The sequence below is a fragment of the Dysgonomonas reticulitermitis genome, assembly GCF_054601275.1.
This window is the reverse complement of record NZ_BAAHWU010000006.1, coordinates 72,911-92,841: the sequence shown is the minus strand read 5'-3', so window position 1 is coordinate 92,841 and position 19,931 is coordinate 72,911. Positions and strand designations below refer to the sequence as shown.

The window sequence follows — 19,931 nt, the reverse complement described above, 5'->3', positions numbered from 1 at the left end:
ATTATTTGCTTATTCTAATTTTATTTCCGGACGGATTCCTTATTTTCTTGCAGAAAGTTAATAGCCCACCCTATTTCAGGTTTCAAATTGTATGTCTCGTTATCTTGACGCAATCCCATAAACCCGGACCAAAACTCCATCCTGTATGACTTCGATCTGCTCCCATTAGGAAGGTCGATGCAGAAAACGAATGGTACTCTTACTATTTCCAACGGAAGTTTTTCTATGTTGTCTATTTTCTTAAGGTTAGCTCTTTCACCATCGTTGTAATAAGGATAGAATTTGAGTAGCCATCCGTCTATATCGGTATATGAGCCATAAACACCTTCTCTATGATAACGAACCATATCCATCCAGAAGTTCTTATCGAATTTTCCTTTTTTAGTATTTATTATTTTCTGTATTATTGGTTTTAATTTCGACGTCCACCATTTCAGATCATATTGAGAGAGAAAATCCAGTTTTGTCTGTATTTTTTCCCAATCCTCAACGGTACCTTCTATTGTGATCGATGGAATACCGCATCCCATCATGATTACTTTATATTTAAAGTACTTTTTCATGGATTCCATAATTGTAATTTGAGAGGCAATGAGTGACGATGTAGTAGTTGTTGTATAAGCAGCTGAAAGGGTTTCAGTTAATTCCTTACCTGTATATTCTGTTATTTTATCAACGAATTCAGGAAATATGCCATCCCATGGAAAGGTAGCGAGATCTGTGTCAGGAGATACTTCACGAACAATTTCCAATTCCTTTTGTCCCTGAAAATTTACAAAATTTTTCCGAAGTTTTTCGGCATTATTATTTACATGCTGCCCAAACCCCTGACAGATCAGCAACCACATAATGTCCGGACTGATAGTTACCGGACGATGTTCTTTGTATGCTTTCAGAAAACCGCCCAATACGGGATGAGCATCATTCAGTACCAGATCGTCAGTGATTGAGATTTTAATCAGATTCTGCTCAAATTTTTTATATAGTTGATCTGCCGATACAGTCGGTATTGCACGATTTGGCTTAGTCAATTTTTCAATTTCATATGTATTGTCATTTTGTGCAATTATGCCAAAAGAGCATATAATAACAAAGAGACTGCATAATAATTTTTTCATAACTATTCTCAAATTGCCTCCAGGTGCTCACATATATTCATATCCACAGGACATGCCCGTGAGCATCGTCCACAGCCTGTACAGCCCCTTACATCGAGGCGTTCGGGCATATAGGAGAATTTGTGTAACAAACGTTGTCTCCATCGCTGGCTTTGCGTTTCGCGTGGATTGTGACCGGAAGCATGTACCGTAAACAAAGAAAAGCCACAGGCATCCCAACAACGCAGCCTGCTGCCCGTACTACCTTTTGATTCTTCCTGAATATCGAAACAGGCGCAAGTAGGGCATACGAACGCGCATGCGCCGCAACCCAAACAACGTTCCGACTGTTTTTTCCAGACTTCGCTTTCAAACATACCGGATATTTTGCCCTGCAAATCGTCCAAACTGAAACGCACCGGTACATCGGCAAGGAAATCTTCTTTATTCACTTCCGGAGCCGCTTCAAAAAGGTTGCTGTATTTTTCAACCAGGGCAGAGCCCTTTTCTGTTACAATTTCGACCAGATAGCCTTCTTTTTTTATTGGAGTAAGTAATATATCACTTCCGGCGATGTTTCCCGGACTTCCGTTTACTGATGTGCAAAAGCAGTATTCGTCACATTGCGTACAGCTAACTCCAATAAGAGTAGTATGCTTCATACGTTCGTTAAACGGCAGGTCTTTCGTATCCCAGTTGAAGATTCCCGATAAAGGTTTGAATCCGGCTGCATCGCAGGGATGTATGCCGAATACCACTGTTTCGGGGATCACACTCGTATCGTAATCCTGTAAGGTTACATCACCTTTTTGCCGGGTATAGGAAAACAGTTTTTCCGTACGTGGAAATGCTATCGCTTTAGCCGACTGGGTGGTCTGTATGTGGTTCATGGATATTTCGTCCACAGACTTGATATGTTTAAAATCCGTTTTATCTCCTTTGGGAACGGGGGCATAAACCTGCTTGTTATCCTGCAATATTTGTGACAACCAGTCCATTAACGATTTATGGCTTATATATCTTTTTTCCATAGTCTACAAAATGAAAGTTTCTTTATCTTCCGGCTTGAATGTAGAAAGCACATTGCCCTTTTCGGATGCTTCTCCGAAGTTTTCTTTAACGAGCCGGGCCATCTTGTGTGTCAGTATATGAACCGGCAATCCCAACGGACAGGCGGCGCCACAAGAGCCACAGTCGGAACAGCGGCCTGCCATATGCATCACACGGTTGATCTGCCATTCCATATTACTTACGGTAGCGGCCCATGGTTGTATCCATTGTGGACGGTTCACTTCTACTATACATTTGGTACAATAGCACATCGGGCACGCGGCACGGCAGGCATAGCACTTGAAGCATTTGGATAGCTCGTCCGTCCAGAATTGCCAGCGCTCTTCCATTGTCATGGCATCTACCTGAGCCATTAGTTCGTCATCTGTTTGTTTTTCCGGTGGAGTCGCTTCTTTCAGGTATTCTTTTATCTCATTTATTGTACCGAATGGCCTCAATGTATTGTCTATTAACCCGAATATCTTTATCAAATCTTCTTTTATCTGATTTTCGTCATAAAGCTGACAAATACTTTTCAGGGCATAATAGGATGCAGCAATACCGACTTTCTTTCCGCTCACAAGGTCTTTCCGGGTAAGATAAACAGCGAGGTTTCCGGTACATTTGTCATTGAATACCAATTTCTCCGCTTCTTCGGGAGACGATACAAACAACGGCCGTGGAATCCGTGTCCCTTCTTCGTAACCAATGAAAAGACCGATCTCACCATTTGTCAGTAATTCTTTGGCTTTATTTCTCAGTTCATCCATTATTGACCTCCATTTCTTTGGCTATCTGCTCTTCATTTCCTGCCAGAAATTCGGCAGCACGATGATATTCTGTATATGGGCCTAATTCGCGGATGTTAGCGACTGTTGTATTCACAATGTCAGCCCATTTAGCACCTTCGGCAGCCGAAACCCATGAGAATTGTATCCTGCGGACATCTATTCCCAGAAAATTGAGAAGGCTGCGAAACAGCATCCATCTGCGACGGGCATGGAAATTCCCCGATGTATAGTGGCAGTCGTTTGGATGGCATCCTGAAACGATCACCCCGTCAGAGCCGTTTGCAAAAGCCTTTAGCAGCAACATAAAGTCGATACGTCCTGTACAAGGGAAACGTACGATCTTCACATTCGACGCGTATTTGATACGGCTTGTTCCTGTCAGGTCGGCTCCTGCATAAGTACACCAGTTGCAGACAAAAGCCAGTATTTTAGGTTCAAATTCGTTGTTCATATATTTTAATTTGGAAATTCGGTAATTTGAAAATTAGCCAATTATATCATTTTCAAATCGACTCATTTTCAGATTTTCAAATTGATTATTCTTCTAATACTGCTAATACTTCGGCATACATCTGTTCATTCGAAAATCCCTGTATATCTATCGACTTAGAACGGCAGAACGATACACACGTACCACAACCCTGACACAGCCCCGGATTGACCCGGGCAACCGTCTTGATTACTTCTCCGGCTCTGTTCTTTATTTCCTCGTGTTCGATGGCCTGATAAGGGCAAGCCGTTTCGCACAGGAAGCATCCCACACAGGTAGACACATCGTGCGAAGCGATACGGTTTACTACGGCCACTACCGGTTCGCGGGTCAACTCATTATTCGAGAACAAGCCGATCACTTTAGCTGCTGCGCCTGATGCCATACCGACCGTTTCAGGAATATCTTTCGGAGCCTGACAAGCGCCGCACAGATAAATCCCTGCCGTATTGGTTTCCACAGGTTTTAGCTTGGGATGCGCTTCGGCGAAAAATTTATACGCGTCATACGATATATGCATCTTTTGAGCCAATTCTTCCGAGCCTTCATTGGCTACACCTGCGCTGGCAAGTACAACCATATCGGCTTCTATTTCTACCGGACGCCCGCCAAGCAATGTATCGACTCCGTTTACAATCAGTTTTCCGTTCTTTTCATACACACGAGCCACACGTCCACGAATGTAATTAGCTCCATCCTCTTCTATTGCTCTTCGTGTAAATTCGTCATAATTCTTACCTCCTGCCCGGATGTCCATATAGAAGACATAAGATTCGCCGTCATGCACTTTGTGTTGATAAAGCATGGCATGTTTCGCGGTATACATACAGCATATCTTAGAACAGTAAGGACGCCCCTTCGCAGGATCGCGTGAGCCCGCACAGGCTATGAAAACCACCTTCTTAGGTTCTGTTCCGTCCGAAGGGCGGCGTATTGCTCCCAAAGTAGGGCCCGAGGCGGATGCAAGGCGCTCGAATTGAAGTCCGGTAATCACATCCTTGTATTTACCATATCCATATTCGGGGAAGAAATCGGGCTTGAGGACATTAAATCCGGTAGCTGTTACAATAGCCCCTATATCTTCGGTAATAAATTCATCTTCTTTATCGAATTCGATAGCTCCGGTAGGGCATATCTTCTGGCAAACCTTACATTTGCCTGTCAGGTAATACCGGCAATTTTTCCGGTCTATAACAGGTTTATTTGGCACTGCCTGTGGAAATGGCGTGTAAATAGCTGTACGGGTACCCAGCCCTTCGTTAAACTCACTGGGAATTTTTTTGCTTGGGCATTTGGTCGTACATTCACCGCAACCTGTACAGGTTTTTGGGTCTACACTCTTCGCTTTTAGCCGGATAGTTGCTTTGAAGTTTCCTATAAAACCTTCCAGTTTTTCAAGTTCAGCATAGGTGTATAGTGTGATATTCGGGTTTTGTGCTACATCCACCATACGCGGGGTAAGAATACACTGCGAACAGTCGAGCGTAGGGAATGTTTCCGACAATTGGGACATGTGCCCCCCGATGGACGGTTCTTTCTCTACCATGATAACCTTATGTCCTGCGTTGGCTATATCGAGGGCAGCCTGTATTCCGGCAATGCCGCCTCCTATTACCAATGCTTTCTTCGAAATCGGTACTTTGATGGAATTGAGGGGCTTGTTCAGTTTTGTCTTTTCAACAAGCATACGGACAAGATCGATAGCTTTCTCTGTGGTTTCGTCTCCTTTTTCGTGAACCCACGAACAGTGTTCGCGCAGATTTGTCATTTCGCACATATACGGATTCAACCCGGCTTCGGAGCATGCTTTCCGGAATGTAGGCTCATGCATCCGCGGTGAACAGGCAGCCACAACCACTCCTGTCAATCCTTTTTCTTTGATAGCATCCTTAATAATTGTCTGCCCCGGGTCGGAACACATATATTTGTAGTCCACGCTGACCTCTACGCCTGTTATTTTCGATGCTTCTGCCGCCACTTTTTCACAATCGACAGTCGCGCCGATATTTTCTCCGCAGTGGCAAACAAATACTCCTATTTTTGACATAATATTTCTCCTTTAAAGTTAAGCGAATGAAGGCGCAACAAAAAGTTTTTTGAGTCCTAGTTCTTCCCTGCTGATACCTACGGCAAGACCAATGGCCTGTGTAATGTACAGGACAGGTATATCTGTTTTCATTTTGAGATAGCTGTTGATATGAGGACGGCGCATGTCCAGATTGGATTGGCACATAGGGCATGCCACAATAATCGCTTTGGCTTCCCTGTCTATAGCATCTTTCACGATCTTACCGGATAGCTTCGCTACAATATCGGTACGTGAAACAGAGAATCCGGCGCCGCAACATTCGGTTTTGTACCCCCATTCCATAGGGGTAGCGCCTATTTTTGTCATCAATGTATCCATCGATTGCGGATCTTCCAGACGGTCGAAATTTAATATTTCGTGAGGGCGTACCAACAAACATCCATAGTAGCATACTACCTGCTGATTGAAAGGGTTGGTTACTTTTTCTTCTATCTTGCCGGCAATATACTTATCGATGAACTGCATTACGTTCAATATTTCAATATTTCCCGAGAGGGGCATCCGGAGAATGTCCGAAACGCGCGTTTTCAGTCCTTTATCCTTATTCAGCTCATGTTGCGTAACGCTCAGGCGGTTGTAACAGGCGGCGCATGGAACTACAATTTCGCTCATACCTTCTTTTTCCGCAAGGGCAAGTACCCGTGCCGGTAGCGCGATGGCTAGTTCATGGTTCATATTGTGGGCGGCAGTCGCGCCGCAACAATTCCAATCTGTAATCTCTTTCAGATTTATATCGAAAGCCTTTGCTAAGGCCAATGTCGATTGGGCGTACTCTGACGAAGTTCCCTTGAGGGAACAGCCCGGATAGAATCCTATTTCCATAAATTATATCTTTTCAAAGATTCAAGATTTCAAAATTTAATATTTTAGAGATCCTGAATTTATTTTTAGTTGATCTTTACTCCTTTTCCTTTTTTGTTTTGGAAAAGATGGCAGACACTTGTTTTTTGTCTTTTACCATTTCGGGTAACAAGGGTAGTTTACCTCTCACGAACATGCCCGGAGCTACATTCATATCCTGCAACAGATCGAATGTTCGCATCTTGTATCCGGCTACGAGCCCGATTTCATATAGCCGTCCTGTGTGCTTAATGGAATCAAGGAATGAATTATGGAACGAAATGATCTTTTTCGATTTCTTGTTTACGGTACCTTTTTCCAATGCTTGTCCGCGAAGATAATCCATCAGTTGCGGAATATCTATTTGCATAGGGCAGCGTGTCAGGCAGTTTTGGCACGAAACGCACAGCCAGATAGATTGGGAATGCAGTATCTCACCATAATTTTCTGCGTCGTTGGTTTGTAACATCCGCATAACAACGCTCGGAGGAAAGTCCATTTCCTCGTTGACGGCACATCCGGCCGAGCATTTACCGCACTGGTAGCAACGGTTTACGTTGACATCGGTATGGGATTTAATTTCGGATATGTAGCCTTTCTTTTCTGATGACATATGGTTGATCTTTTGATAGTCCGAAAAATATAGTAAATGATAGTTTTTGTCTAAATATAGCTGTATTGTAAACCGGAGATTGCAAAAACGATGCAAATATAGTCTATAAATGATTTATAGATATTATTTATTTTATGTTTTTAAACAGATATTTTCATGTCAGGTTATTCTTTGTAAGGATTTGACTTCGTTGTATAGTTGATATACAAATCTACCAAAAACATTTGTCTTTTAGGTTAATATTTGTGTAAAATATCAAAACAGGCATTTTTGAGATGTTGATATCAAGCAATAATTGTATTAGCTTTGTTACGTTAAGCGGAATAACTCCTTCTTATTTTTTATGATCAACTTTAAACAAATTACGCTTTCTGATAAAAAGGCGATTGATGCCTGTTTTGAAGGTAATACATACCGTGCATGCGATTTTTGCTTTGCAAATCTATATGCGTGGAATGCAAAATTTAAAACTGTTTTCGCTATTATTAATCGTACTATTTTTCTGCGTTTTCAGGAATCGGACGGGCAACTTTATTACATGATGCCTATTGGTAAGATGCCTGTACGTGATGCTTTTGAACTGATAGTGCAAGATGCCGGGGAAAATAGGATCCCATTTCAGATGAAGGGTATTTCGAATAAGATGTGGGAGGTCATTCAACGGGAAATACCGGGAGGATTTCGTCGCTTGCCGGACAGAAATAACGATGAATACATCTACTTCTCGGAGAAACTAATAGAACTGTCAGGTAAAAAGTTACAAAGCAAACGCAATCATATCAACCGTTTTAAGGCAGATAATCCCGACTGGGTTTATTTCCCTCTGACATCGAAAACCGAACGGGATGAATGTGCGGCTATGCTTGACGAATGGGAAAATGTAAATGCTATGAAGATAGATTTTTCGCAACGGTATGATTATATAGCGACAAAGATCATGCTTGAGAATTTCGAATGTCTTCAACTGCGGGGCGGAGCTATCAGAGTGAATGGAAAGATCGTCGCATTCTCCATCGGAGAGCCGCTGACCGCCGATTCGTTTGTTGTGCATGTAGAAAAAGCCTTTGGCGAAATGAACGGCGCTTACACGATGATCAACCAACAGTTCATTGAACACGAAGCTTCCGGATTTACCTATATTAACCGGGAGGAAGATATGGGTATGGGCAACCTTCGTAAAGCCAAGATGTCTTATTATCCCGATATACAACTGGAAGAATCTATTTTGATTCCGCTGGTCTTATAGTATTCCTTTATCATTATCTGTATTTTGCAGGGTTTTCTCTCCGGCCTTTAAGTAAATCTGAGTACTTTTGTCCTCGAAAAGATAGAATATGATAGCAAAACAGCATAAAGACATTGCAAAATGGGCGATGGAACTGGCTTTACAAAATGGTTGCCAAAATGCCCGCGTATCCGTGATAACTGCAAATAATAACTCGTTTGAATACAGGAATACTCAGTTGGATCGTCTTCATCAGAGTACCGAAAATAAACTGTATATAGAATTGTTTGTTGATGGCCGGTACGGCTCATTTTCCACAAACCGCATCGAAAAGTCCGGCCTGGAATCTTTTATAAAAGAAGGAATTATTTCAACAAGATATCTGGCGGAGGATTCTTTCAGGCAATTACCCGATCCAAGCCGGTACTATAAACCCGATGGAAAGGACTTGGATCTGTCTGATGCTTCGTTCAATAATTTATCGACCGATAATAAATTGGCTGTCGCAAAACAAGCTGTGGAAGAAATATATGGGACAGATGACCGTATTATCTCTGTTTCTTCTTCGTATGACGATGGGGTAGGAGCCGAATATATGATTGCCAGTAACGGGTTTGAGGCAGAGGGAACCGATACGGCTTATAATCTTACCGTTGAGGTTTCATTGAAAACAAAAGGTGATGCCCGCGCTGAGTCATACTGGTTCGATAGTTCTGTTTATTGGACAGACTTGAAGAAGACCGGAATCGGAGCAAAGGCTTTAGAGCGGGCTTTGAGAAAAATAGGGCAACAGAAAGTGAAGTCGGGGAAATATAATATGCTGCTGGATAATACGACTGCCTCCCGCCTGTTTTCTCCTTTGATCGGGGCTATGTACGGCACAGCCCTTCAACAAAAGAATTCTTTCTTACTGGATAAACTGGGTAAGCAGATAACATCAGATAAACTGACGGTGATGGATACCCCGCATATTCCGCGTGCGTTCGGTTCACGGTGGTTCGATGGAGAGGGAGTTGCTACGATGGACAGGGTAATTATAGACAGGGGCGTATTGCAAACATATTTCATAGACACATACAATTCGAAAAAGCTGAATATGGTTCCTACAATAGCATCTCCGTCTATCATTCAGGCTGCATCGGGGAGCCGTAGCTTTGATGAGATCTGCTCATCGGTACAAAAAGGTATATGGATCACCGGATTTAACGGAGGAAACAGCAATCCTACTACCGGAGACTTTTCTTTTGGAATAGAAGGATTTTTAATAGAAAACGGAACAACGACTGTTCCTGTCAGCGAAATGAATATAACAGGAAATATACTCGATCTATGGGCAAATCTGGAAGAAGCAGGGAACGATCCTCGCGAAACATCTTCCTGGAGATTGCCTTCACTCTTGTTTTCAAATGTAAACTTCAGTGGATTATGAGATTTATTTACTTGCTTTTTACTTTTTTTTCTCTTTCCATTGGGGCGTTCTCTCAAGTTCCGGCAACAGAAGTGCGGGCAGTATGGCTCACTACCAATTGGGGTTTGGATTGGCCGGCGCAAGGAACTAGTGTGACGGCTCAAAAAGAAGAGCTGGGGAGAATATTGGATGTATTGAAGAGAGAGAATTTTAATACTGTATTATTTCAAACACGAGCACAAGGCAGCGTTTTCTATGAGTCACAAATAGAGCCGAAGAGTCCGTACTTCAACCATGCAGATAACTTCGATCCTTTGGCTTTTGCTATTGACGAATGCCACAAAAGAGGGCTGGAGTGCCACGCATGGATAATTACTTACCCGATGGAAAAGGCACAGATGATGTATACCGGTAGAGGTAAAAGGAGGGAAGGCGTTCCTGTGAAAAATAAGCCGGATTACTATAAATTTGTCAACGGCACATGGTATCTTGATCCGGGCAGACCCGAGACAACGGATCTTATAGTATCCATCGTATCGGAAATAGTATCCAATTACGATGTGGATGGGGTTCACTTCGATTATATCCGCTATCCTAGTAGCAATACAGGCAAATTCCCGGATGAAGACACTTTTAAGAAATACGGGAATGGTGAAAAGCTTTCGGATTGGCGCCGTAACAATATCAATCGATTGGTAACACAGGTATATGACACGGTGAAATCGATTAAAAAATGGGTGCAGGTAAGTAGTTCCCCTTTGGGGCGTTACCGGGTATTGCCTGTTTCTCCGAATGATGGCTGGACTGCTTATGAAACTGTTTTTCAGGATGCAGGACATTGGATGCAAACAGGGAAACATGATCTTATGTTTCCGATGATGTATTACCGGGGACAAAATTTCTATCCGTTTCTTGATGATTGGGTCGCGAATAGTAATGGAAGGATTATTGTTCCGGGATTAGGTGTTTATCAGATGGACGAGTTGAGCTGGCCATTACAGGATATTGTCGATCAAATGAAATATATACGGGAAAACAACGTTAAGGGAGAGGCCTATTTCAGGGTCGGAAATTTATTGAATAACCTGAAAGGGGTGATGGATTCCGTGCGGGCTTATTATCCGACTCCGGCTAAGTTGCCTCCCTTAATCTGGTTGGATAGTATTGCGCCGGATTCTCCGCTCGATTTACAAGTTTATAAGGACAATAATGGTTTACTGAATATAAAATGGAATATGCCCGATAAAAACGAAGATTTTACATATACGGTTTATGTGTCTTCTACCGAAAATATAGACAGGGACAATTCGAATAGCATATTGGCAACGGGACTTCATGCAAATAGCTACTCTTTTTCTGCAATAGTGGGCGAATTTGGACTTTATTACTCGGTTTCGGCTTCAGATCGCTATCATAACGAGAGTATTGTTTCTTTTCCGGCTTATTTCTCTCATTCGGCTAATGAGCAGTGATATATAAAAATAAGCCCGGATTATTTAAATAGTCCGGGCTTATTTTTATTGAGATATGTTTTTACTTGTTTCCTGTACCGTTGATATCGTTTTCCAGGCCGTTAACTCCGTCTTTGAAATTTTTAACTCCTTTTCCGATACCTTTCATCAGTTCCGGTATCTTTTTCCCTCCGAATAATAATAAAACAACGATGGCTATAATTATTATCTCTCCGGTACCTAGATTTCCTAAGAATAATAGTGTGTTCATATGATTTTAGTTTTTTTGGTATATTTTTATTACTTATCCCACTCCCCTTTATTGCCAGGGATTATTTTCAATAATTTTATTCTAAACCATAAGGTCGTGTATGCAGGTATGTAACCTTGTGTAACTCCTCCATATCCGAGTCGCTGAGGAATACAGACTTCTACTTGTTGTCCGACTTTCATATACTGTAACATAGTAGTAACCCCATCTAAATTACTGCTTATTTCCTTTACCATGTTGCTACTAACAAGAAAAGTTCTAGGAACGCCATTGTAATCCCCTTCAGTTGTACTAAATGTATATTTAGTACCATCTTTCAAAAGATACCATCCGGTATATCTTACAGAAACACTATCTGTGAAATATGCTGTAGTATCTTTAGTTACTTTTGTCGACGGACCTGATTTTTCATCAGGGATGAAGTCGGTTACGTATTTCCAATATACATAGCCATTGTTGCTAAGGGATTTTCGCGGGGTATATTCTGCTGTTTTAGCCGCAGTTTCCATCACAATCTTTTCATTATATTTTTTCCATTCCACATCTATTCCATAATCGTCGGTCGAAGTACAAGACGAGAATACAACAAAGCTGAAAATAGCAATTAAAGCAAATAATTTATAGTTCATTATCTTATAGTTTTCAATAAATTTTTCATACTAACTTTATCCGATATTATATCCGATAATTTATCGATAGCAACACGTTCCTGCGTCATAGAGTCGCGATAACGGATTGTTACTGTGTTGTCTTCAAGTGTTTGATGGTCTACAGTCACACAATATGGAGTTCCTATAGCATCCTGACGACGGTAGCGTTTTCCTATACTGTCTTTTTCGTCATACTGGCATTTGAAATCAAACTTTAAGTTGTCGATGATTTCACGCGCTTTTTCAGGAAGCCCGTCTTTTTTTACCAATGGCAATACAGCCAGTTTAACAGGAGCTAAAGCCGCCGGTAATCTCAATACGACGCGTGTTTCGCCCCCTTCAAGTTCTTCTTCCGCATAAGCCGCCGAAATGGTAGAGAGGAACATGCGGTCTACACCGATAGATGTTTCAATAACGTAAGGAGTATACGATTTATTGAGTTCCGGGTCGAAATATTGTAGTTTTTTACCGGAATACTTCTCATGACTACTCAAATCGAAATCTGTACGGGAATGGATTCCTTCAACTTCTTTAAACCCGAATGGCATCTCAAATTCTATATCGGTAGCGGCGTTTGCATAATGTGCGAGTTTATCGTGATCGTGGAAACGATATTTATGATCGCCAAATCCAAGGGACTTATGCCAGCTCATTCGCGCTTCTTTCCATTTAGCAAACCAGTCGAGCTCTTCACCCGGACGAACAAAGAATTGCATTTCCATTTGTTCGAACTCACGCATGCGGAAAATAAACTGACGCGCGACAATCTCGTTACGGAATGCTTTTCCTATCTGTGCTATACCGAACGGGATTTTCATGCGCCCTGTTTTTTGAACGTTCAGGAAGTTTACGAAAATACCTTGCGCTGTCTCCGGACGAAGGTATACCTTCATTGCCCCATCGGCAGTCGATCCCATTTCGGTAGCGAACATCAGGTTGAACTGACGCACATCTGTCCAGTTGCGGGTTCCGCTGATTGGATCTACTATTTCGCAGTCGAGAATAATCTGGCGAAGTTCTTCCAGATTGCTATCGTTCAAAGCTTTTGCAAAGCGTGCGTGGATTTCGTCGCGCTTTGTCTGATTCTCCAATACACGTGGATTGGTCTGACGAAACATGGCTTCATCAAAAGTTTCTCCGAAACGTTTCGCGGCTTTCTCTACTTCTTTGTTTATCTTATCATCTATCTTAGCCAAATGGTCTTCGATGAGCACATCGGCACGATAACGTTTTTTACTGTCTTTGTTGTCTACCAAAGGATCGTTGAATGCATCTACGTGTCCCGAAGCTTTCCATATGGTAGGGTGCATAAAGATGGCCGAATCGATACCTACCACATTTTCGTGTAGCAATACCATACTGTCCCACCAATATTTTTTGAGGTTGTTTTTCAATTCAACTCCCATTTGCCCATAGTCGTATACAGCGCTGAGACCGTCGTATATTTCGCTCGACTGGAAAACAAAACCATACTCTTTGCAATGCGAGACTATTTTTTTAAAAACATCTTCCGACATATTGTACCTTTGATTCTTTACGTTCAGTTTATTCCTAAATAATTAACGCACAAAGTAAACATTTTTTTTTGACATAAAATATTGTGGCCTTTAACGATTTCCACCAATTTTATACTCTATAATAAAAAAGTTATCTTCGTGTCGCTAAAATTATATTTCCGGATGAAGCATTTGATTTTATTCTTCATGTTTTTTATTAGCCTGTCCGCGGTTGCGCAGACTGGTAAGAAAGACGTGGCAGGATATGCGCGAGGCACTGTATATGACGGAAAAACAAGAGAAGCTGTTCCCTCTGCTTCTATAAGGATTCTATCGTTAGACAGTGTTTATGTACAAGGAACGGCAACTGACGGACAAGGAAAATTCAGGATGCCTGTATCTGCCGGAAATTATATTCTCGAAGCATCTTTTATAGGATATAAAACTTTTTTACAAAACTTTAATATCTCTCCGGCTAATCCAACTTATATTTCAGACAGTATCTTTTTACATGAAGCCGATTACATGCTGAAAGCCGCCATAGTGGAGGCTAAAGCGCCTGGCATTGTGGTGAAAGGCGACACGATAGAATATACCGCCGGAGCTTATAGCTCGCAGGAAAGTGATATGTTGCAGGATATGATCAGGAATATTCCGGGGATTGAAGTAGATGCGAATGGAAATATTACTGCGAATGGAAAGCCTGTGAAGAAGATACTGGTCGACGGAAAAGAATTTTTCGGGAACGATATACCTATGGCTTTAAACAACCTTCCGGCCAATATGATCAAAAAGCTTCAATTGTACAAGGAGGCATCCGAAGAATCCAGAATAACAGGATTCAAAGATAAAGATCCCGAACAGGTAATGAATCTTGTAGTAAAGGAGGAACTGAAACAAAGCATATTTGGGGATATAAAAGCCGGGTATGGAAGCGACGACAAATACGCCAATAAGGCGACAGTGAACTTTATGCGTAACGAGAATCAGGTTTCGCTTGTAGGCGACATGAATAATGTAAGCGATAATGAGTACTCGGTGGGGATGGATAACGGTATAGATAAAAATAAGAATGTGGGGGTTTCGGCGCAGATAAAAGCGTCGGATAAACTTAAACTGGGTGGGAGTTTTCGTTACTTCAATAACGAAAATCAGATGGATACCAAGACGAATACCCAGACTTTCATAACTTCAGGGAATCGTTTTTCTGAAAATAATATGTCTACGATTAGTAAAAGAGAAAATTTGAATTTCAGCCTGAATATGGAATGGCGGCCCGATTCATTGACTACCATCTACGCCCGGTCGTATGCCGGTTTCAATAATTCGAATAATAACAACACTTCTTCGAACCTGTCTTTTGTGGCCGAGGGAGATACAACATCGAGCCAATCCGTTTCCCGGTCGAAGGGAGATGGTTACAATATAAACAGTTATTTGACTATCGGACGGAAGTTGAACAATAAGGGGCGTACAGTAAGCCTTTCCCTCAATACTTCTCTGAGGAACGATGATAGTGACGGATCAAATTATTCCCGTACAATTTATTCCGATGGCGCAGATGATAAAATAATAGATCAGCTATCGAAGACCGAAAGTAAAACGAATAGTTACAATCTTTCTCTTTCGTATGTAGAGCCAATGGGTAAAGACCGGCGATTACAATTTGTCTATTCGGTGAATAATAACGATTCGGACAGGGATCGTAATGTCTGGAAGAAGGACGGAAACGGGAATTATACGATTATCGATACAGCTTATACCCGCAAAACAAAGAACCGGTATATAAATCAGAATATCGGGCTTAACTTTCAGACCACTAAAGAAAAGTATGAATATACTGTTGGTCTTAATATCTCGCCTTCCTATTCGCGGAGTAAGGTTAATATTGGTGATTCCGTTGTTGATAATTTGAAACAGAATGTAGTAAACTATTCTCCTAATTTGAATTTCTCTTACAAACCGGATGATAATACCAATCTCGATTTCAATTATTCGGGTTCTACAGGCCAGCCAAGCATCAACCAGTTGTCGGCGGACACAATAATTGTGAGCGCTATGTCGAAATATTATGGAAACCCTGATCTGAAACCTAGCTTTAATCACAATTTCAATGTATATTATCAAAAGTCGAATTATGAAACCAGCCGTTTCTTGTTGATTTCGGGAGGTTTTAACTATACATCCAATAATGTCGTTAACTATTCTACTATCGATGAGAAGGGAAACTCTACGAACACATACCGCAACGTGAATGGCGATATGGGGGCTAATCTGAATGTGATGTATGATACCCCGCTGAAGAATAAGAAGTTTTCTATAAATACCGGTACTTATGTCAGCTATTATAAGAATATAGGCTTTTCGAATGGTGATAAATCGATAACCAACAATGTTGTATTAAACGAATCCGTTTCCGGAAAATTCAAATCGAGCAAATTCGAAACTAACCTTATGGCTTCCATTTCATATAACCTGACACGAAATAATCTTGCCGGAGAAGAGGATAGGAATACCACGACGTATGGTTTGAAGCATTTTGTTTTATGGAAACTACCATACGATTTTTCTATTCAAAGCCGGTTGAATTATACCTATTATTCAGGTTACGGAGACGACTTCAAAAAGAGTGAAGTTTTATGGAATGCTTCTGTGGATAAAAAATTCCTGAAAAATAAGAAAGGTACTTTAAGACTTCAGTTTTTTGATATACTAGACGACAGGAACAATATTCAGCGTTATGTAAGTGGGAATTACATGTCCGACTCCCGTTCAAATACGGTCAATCGATATTTTATGCTGAGTTTCTCATATCAGTTCAACATCATAAAAAATAAAGGCAAAAAGAGTGAAGAGCCGCAAGATGATAATATGTATTATGATTTCTGATAAAGATCTATATGCCCTCAGCCGGATATTTTCTCTTTCAGAAAATGTCCTGTATACGATTCCTTGCATTGTGCGATCTTTTCAGGGGTTCCTTCACAAACGATGAAACCACCCTCCTTACCCCCTTCAGGACCTATATCGATAATATGATCGGCGCACTTTATAACATCCATATTATGCTCTATAATAACAATCGTATGCCCTCTTTCTATCAATGAATTAAAAGCTTTCAGCAGTGTCTTTATATCGTGAAAATGCAATCCTGTAGTCGGTTCATCAAATATAAAAAGAGTTGGTTCCGGTCTTTCGTCTGCCAGATGGAATGCCAGTTTCACACGTTGGTTTTCTCCTCCCGACAAAGATGAAGACGACTGTCCAAGCTTCACATAGCCTAACCCCACATCTTGCAATGGTTTCAGACGCTTGACAATCTTCTTCTCGGAAGATCCCTTACCTCTTTCAAAAAACTCGATAGCCTGATCTATTGTCATTTCCAGCACATCGTATATACTGGCTCCTCTGTATTGCACATCCAGAACATCCTGTTTGAATCTTCTTCCTTTACAAACTTCGCATTCAAGTAAAACGTCCGCCATAAACTGCATCTCGACCAATATTTTGCCTTCCCCGGCACATTCTTCGCAACGACCTCCTTCTACGTTGAATGAGAAATAGGCCGGAGTAAAATGCATTTGCTTAGCTAAGGGTTGGTCGGCAAACAATTTGCGTATTTCGTCATATGCTTTTATATAAGTTACCGGATTGGAGCGGGACGATCGGCCTATCGGGTTCTGGTCTACCATTTCAATATCCTTTACCAGCTTAAGATCGCCTTCAAGACTATTGTATTGAACTATTTGCTCGCCCTTTCCCTTATAATACCTTTCCAATGCTGTATAAAAAACATCACATACCAAGGATGATTTTCCCGAACCACTAACTCCTGTTACGACAGTCATTACATTAAGAGGAAACTTAACATTCAGGTTTTTCAGATTATTTTGTCTGGCACCTTTCACTTCAATGTAGTTGTTCCACTTACGCCTTACTCCGGGAACTTCAATCTTTTCTTCTCCATTCAAATAACGGACGGTGTAGCTTTCCGTCTGCTTTTGAAGCCCGGCGACATCTCCCTGATAGACGACCTCACCACCCAAACGCCCGGCTTTAGGGCCTATATCGATAATGTAATCGGCGGCACGAATGATTTCTTCATCGTGCTCCACGACGACAACCGTGTTTCCAATCGACTTCAATTCCTGTAAGACGTTAATTAACAGATCTGTATCACGGGAATGAAGACCTATGCTCGGTTCGTCCAGTATATACAAAGAACCGACAAGACTGCTTCCCAACGATGTCGCCAGATTAATTCGCTGGCTCTCGCCACCCGAGAGCGAATTAGACAAACGATTGAGGGTAAGATAGCCTAACCCCACATTTACAAGATATTGAATACGGACGTTTATATCGGTTAATAGCCGTTTTGCAACAGCGGCATCCGTTTCATTCAATTCCAATTCCTCAAAGAATACCTTCAACTCTGTAATCGGCATCAAAACCAGATCGGCGATAGTTTTCCCTCCCACTTTTACGTAAAGAGCCTGCGGTTTAAGGCGCGAACCCTTGCACGAAGGACAGGTAGTTTTACCACGATAACGGGCTAGCATCACACGATACTGTATTTTATATTGGTTTTCTTCTATCATTTTAAAGAAATCATCGATACCGTGAAGTCCCTTTGTCCCATGCCATAGCAACTCTTTTTCCTTCTCCGATAGTTCGAAATAAGGTCGATGAATTGGGAAATCATGTCGGTTGGCTGCGTGGATGAATTCAGTCTTCCATTCACTCATTTTCTCGCCTTTCCAACAAACAACAGCATCTTCATAGACTGAAAGGCCTTTATTCGGAATGACCAGATCTTCATCAATACCCATTACCCTGCCAAAACCTTCGCAAACAGGGCAAGCGCCAACAGGACTATTAAAACTGAACATCAGGTCGGATGGCTCCTCGAATTGTATACCATCTGCCTCGAAATGCCTTGAAAAATCGAAAGATCCGGTCTTTTCGCCGTAGAAACGGACAACGCAGTCACCTTCTCCTTCGAAGAATGCTGTTTCTATCGATTCCGAGAAACGGCTTATATTGGCGGCATCTTTATCACATGTCAGACGGTCGATTAAGAGGAGCAGGTTATCCGGGTTTATTTTTTCTTTCGAGGCTAAGATATCTTCAATCCTTTCAAATTTCCCGGACAGTTCAACCCTCGAAAAGCCTTCCTTTTGCAATATTTCCAGTTGTTCATTCAATGTTCGGCCATCCCGCAATATGACTTTGGTAAGAATAGCCAGACGTGTATCTTCGGGATATGACAACATTTTTTCTACAATGTCGCTTACCTGGTGTTTTTTCACCTCTTGTCCCGAAACGGGGGAAATAGTCTTGCCTACCCGCGCGAATAATAAGCGCAGATACTCATATGTTTCAGTCGAGGTACCCACTGTCGAACGCGGATTTCGTGCACTGACACGCTGCTCGATCGCAATAGCCGGCGGAATCCCTTTTATATAATCGCATTCGGGCTTATTCATCCTGCCCAAAAACTGACGGGCGTATGCCGACAGGCTTTCTACATAACGTCGCTGTCCCTCGGCATAGAGGGTATCAAAAGCAAGGGACGATTTTCCCGAACCAGACAGTCCGGTGATAACGACAAATTTGTTTCGGGGTATTTCAACGTCGATATTTTTCAGGTTATTGACACGCGCCCCTTTTATGAAAATATTTTTTTCTTCTGACATGGCTTTTCGGAAAATGGATACAAAAATACTAAAAAAGAGCAAACTATCCTATCTTTAGAGCAATGTCACCAGGGCAACCCATCAAAAAAAATGAAAAATTAAAAATGAAGAATGGCGCTAGTTTTATCTATAATAGACAATTAGCAAATTAGCGAATTAGCAAATTAGCAAATTTGAAAATGAGTGTGGAGTTTGTTACTTTTTAGTTAAAAAGTTACGAGTAGACGAGATACGAGGTACAAGTTGTTGACTGATGACTGTCGCACGTCATTGCGAGGGTTTACCCGAAGCAATCCATTAATAATCAATACTCTGGATTGCTTCACTCCGTTCGCAATGACGAAAAGGCCTTGTTGGCTGACTACTGTTTACTGCTAACTGATGAAGTTTGTTACTTTTTAGTTAAATTCTGGTTTGTCATGCTGACGACAGGAAGCATCTCCTGTCTCCCGGGGATTGGGATCCTTCCCTGCGGTCAGGATGACAAAGAGGGTAGCCGCGCGAGCAAGGGGCTAACAGCTAATAGCTAATTGAGTGTGGAGTTTGTTACTTTTTAGTTAAAAAGATACGAGTAGACGAGATACGAGGTACAAGTTGTTGACTGCTGACTGTCGCACGTCATTGCGAGGGTTTACCCGAAGCAATCCATTAATAATCAATACTCTGGATTGCTTCACTCCTGTTGGCTCCGCCGATTTTTCAAATTCGCAATGACGAAAAGGCCGACTGTTTACTGTTTACTGTTTACTGTTGACTACTGAGTG

The 19,931-nt window shown here is 41.7% G+C and carries 15 protein-coding genes; 4 read left to right on the top strand and 11 right to left on the bottom strand.

Annotation, left to right across the window (positions count from 1 at the left end; translation table 11 throughout):
- Nucleotides 1-20 precede the first annotated feature (20 nt).
- The 7 genes from ACYPZI_RS04995 to ACYPZI_RS04965 all read right to left on the bottom strand — a co-directional run bounded on the left by ACYPZI_RS04995 (nucleotide 21) and on the right by ACYPZI_RS04965 (nucleotide 6,970).
- Nucleotides 21-1,118, bottom strand: coding sequence for a DUF4419 domain-containing protein (locus ACYPZI_RS04995; RefSeq protein ID WP_459599233.1), 1,098 nt, complete (start codon nucleotides 1,116-1,118; stop codon nucleotides 21-23).
- An 8-nt stretch (nucleotides 1,119-1,126) separates the two neighbouring features.
- On the bottom strand, nucleotides 1,127-2,128 hold the full coding sequence (locus tag ACYPZI_RS04990; RefSeq protein WP_459599231.1) for a 4Fe-4S dicluster domain-containing protein: 1,002 nt from the start codon (nucleotides 2,126-2,128) through the stop codon (nucleotides 1,127-1,129).
- A gap of 3 nt (nucleotides 2,129-2,131) precedes the next feature.
- Complete coding sequence (locus ACYPZI_RS04985) at nucleotides 2,132-2,917, bottom strand: hypothetical protein (RefSeq protein ID WP_459599229.1); 786 nt, start codon at nucleotides 2,915-2,917, stop codon at nucleotides 2,132-2,134.
- On the bottom strand, nucleotides 2,910-3,389 hold the full coding sequence (locus tag ACYPZI_RS04980) for a hydrogenase iron-sulfur subunit (protein WP_459599227.1): 480 nt from the start codon (nucleotides 3,387-3,389) through the stop codon (nucleotides 2,910-2,912). Before ACYPZI_RS04980 ends, ACYPZI_RS04985 begins: the two co-directional genes overlap by 8 nt.
- Nucleotides 3,390-3,474: 85 nt before the next feature.
- Nucleotides 3,475-5,475, bottom strand: a complete 2,001-nt coding sequence (locus ACYPZI_RS04975; protein ID WP_459599225.1) for an FAD-dependent oxidoreductase — start codon at nucleotides 5,473-5,475, stop codon at nucleotides 3,475-3,477.
- 18 nt (nucleotides 5,476-5,493) lie between these two features.
- Nucleotides 5,494-6,339 carry a CoB--CoM heterodisulfide reductase iron-sulfur subunit B family protein gene (locus tag ACYPZI_RS04970; RefSeq protein WP_459599223.1) on the bottom strand — a complete coding sequence of 282 codons (846 nt, stop codon included), beginning with the start codon at nucleotides 6,337-6,339 and terminating at the stop codon, nucleotides 5,494-5,496.
- Between the two features lie 76 nt (nucleotides 6,340-6,415).
- Complete coding sequence (locus ACYPZI_RS04965; protein WP_459599221.1) at nucleotides 6,416-6,970, bottom strand: 4Fe-4S dicluster domain-containing protein; 555 nt, start codon at nucleotides 6,968-6,970, stop codon at nucleotides 6,416-6,418.
- Nucleotides 6,971-7,313: 343 nt separating this feature from the next.
- On the opposite strand from ACYPZI_RS04965, the gene ACYPZI_RS04960 reads away from it, so the two are divergent.
- The 3 genes from ACYPZI_RS04960 to ACYPZI_RS04950 all read left to right on the top strand — a co-directional run bounded on the left by ACYPZI_RS04960 (nucleotide 7,314) and on the right by ACYPZI_RS04950 (nucleotide 11,075).
- Nucleotides 7,314-8,216: a DUF2156 domain-containing protein gene (locus tag ACYPZI_RS04960; protein ID WP_459599219.1), complete on the top strand. Its 903-nt coding sequence runs from the start codon at nucleotides 7,314-7,316 to the stop codon at nucleotides 8,214-8,216.
- Nucleotides 8,217-8,304: 88 nt separating this feature from the next.
- Nucleotides 8,305-9,624: a TldD/PmbA family protein gene (locus tag ACYPZI_RS04955; RefSeq protein WP_459599217.1), complete on the top strand. Its 1,320-nt coding sequence runs from the start codon at nucleotides 8,305-8,307 to the stop codon at nucleotides 9,622-9,624.
- The gene (locus ACYPZI_RS04950; protein ID WP_459599215.1) at nucleotides 9,621-11,075 is read left to right on the top strand and encodes a glycoside hydrolase family 10 protein; all 1,455 of its coding nucleotides are present in this window, start codon (nucleotides 9,621-9,623) and stop codon (nucleotides 11,073-11,075) included. Before ACYPZI_RS04955 ends, ACYPZI_RS04950 begins: the two co-directional genes overlap by 4 nt.
- 61 nt (nucleotides 11,076-11,136) lie before the next feature.
- On the opposite strand, the gene tatA is transcribed toward ACYPZI_RS04950, so the two are convergent.
- Genes tatA through ACYPZI_RS04935 form a run of 3 tightly spaced genes read right to left on the bottom strand, consistent with a single transcriptional unit; the run spans nucleotide 11,137 to nucleotide 13,492 of the window.
- Nucleotides 11,137-11,325: a twin-arginine translocase TatA/TatE family subunit gene (gene tatA, locus ACYPZI_RS04945; protein ID WP_459599213.1), complete on the bottom strand. Its 189-nt coding sequence runs from the start codon at nucleotides 11,323-11,325 to the stop codon at nucleotides 11,137-11,139.
- Nucleotides 11,326-11,354: 29 nt separating this feature from the next.
- Nucleotides 11,355-11,954 carry an FKBP-type peptidyl-prolyl cis-trans isomerase gene (locus ACYPZI_RS04940; RefSeq protein WP_459599211.1) on the bottom strand — a complete coding sequence of 200 codons (600 nt, stop codon included), beginning with the start codon at nucleotides 11,952-11,954 and terminating at the stop codon, nucleotides 11,355-11,357.
- Nucleotides 11,954-13,492, bottom strand: a complete 1,539-nt coding sequence (locus ACYPZI_RS04935; RefSeq protein WP_459599209.1) for a glycine--tRNA ligase — start codon at nucleotides 13,490-13,492, stop codon at nucleotides 11,954-11,956. Before ACYPZI_RS04935 ends, ACYPZI_RS04940 begins: the two co-directional genes overlap by 1 nt.
- A 162-nt stretch (nucleotides 13,493-13,654) precedes the next feature.
- On the opposite strand from ACYPZI_RS04935, the gene ACYPZI_RS04930 reads away from it, so the two are divergent.
- Nucleotides 13,655-16,360 carry a TonB-dependent receptor domain-containing protein gene (locus tag ACYPZI_RS04930; protein WP_459599207.1) on the top strand — a complete coding sequence of 902 codons (2,706 nt, stop codon included), beginning with the start codon at nucleotides 13,655-13,657 and terminating at the stop codon, nucleotides 16,358-16,360.
- Nucleotides 16,361-16,377: 17 nt separating this feature from the next.
- Here ACYPZI_RS04930 and uvrA read toward each other — a convergent pair whose 3' ends face one another.
- The gene (uvrA, locus tag ACYPZI_RS04925) at nucleotides 16,378-19,167 is read right to left on the bottom strand and encodes an excinuclease ABC subunit UvrA (RefSeq protein ID WP_459599205.1); all 2,790 of its coding nucleotides are present in this window, start codon (nucleotides 19,165-19,167) and stop codon (nucleotides 16,378-16,380) included.
- Nucleotides 19,168-19,931 lie beyond the last annotated feature (764 nt).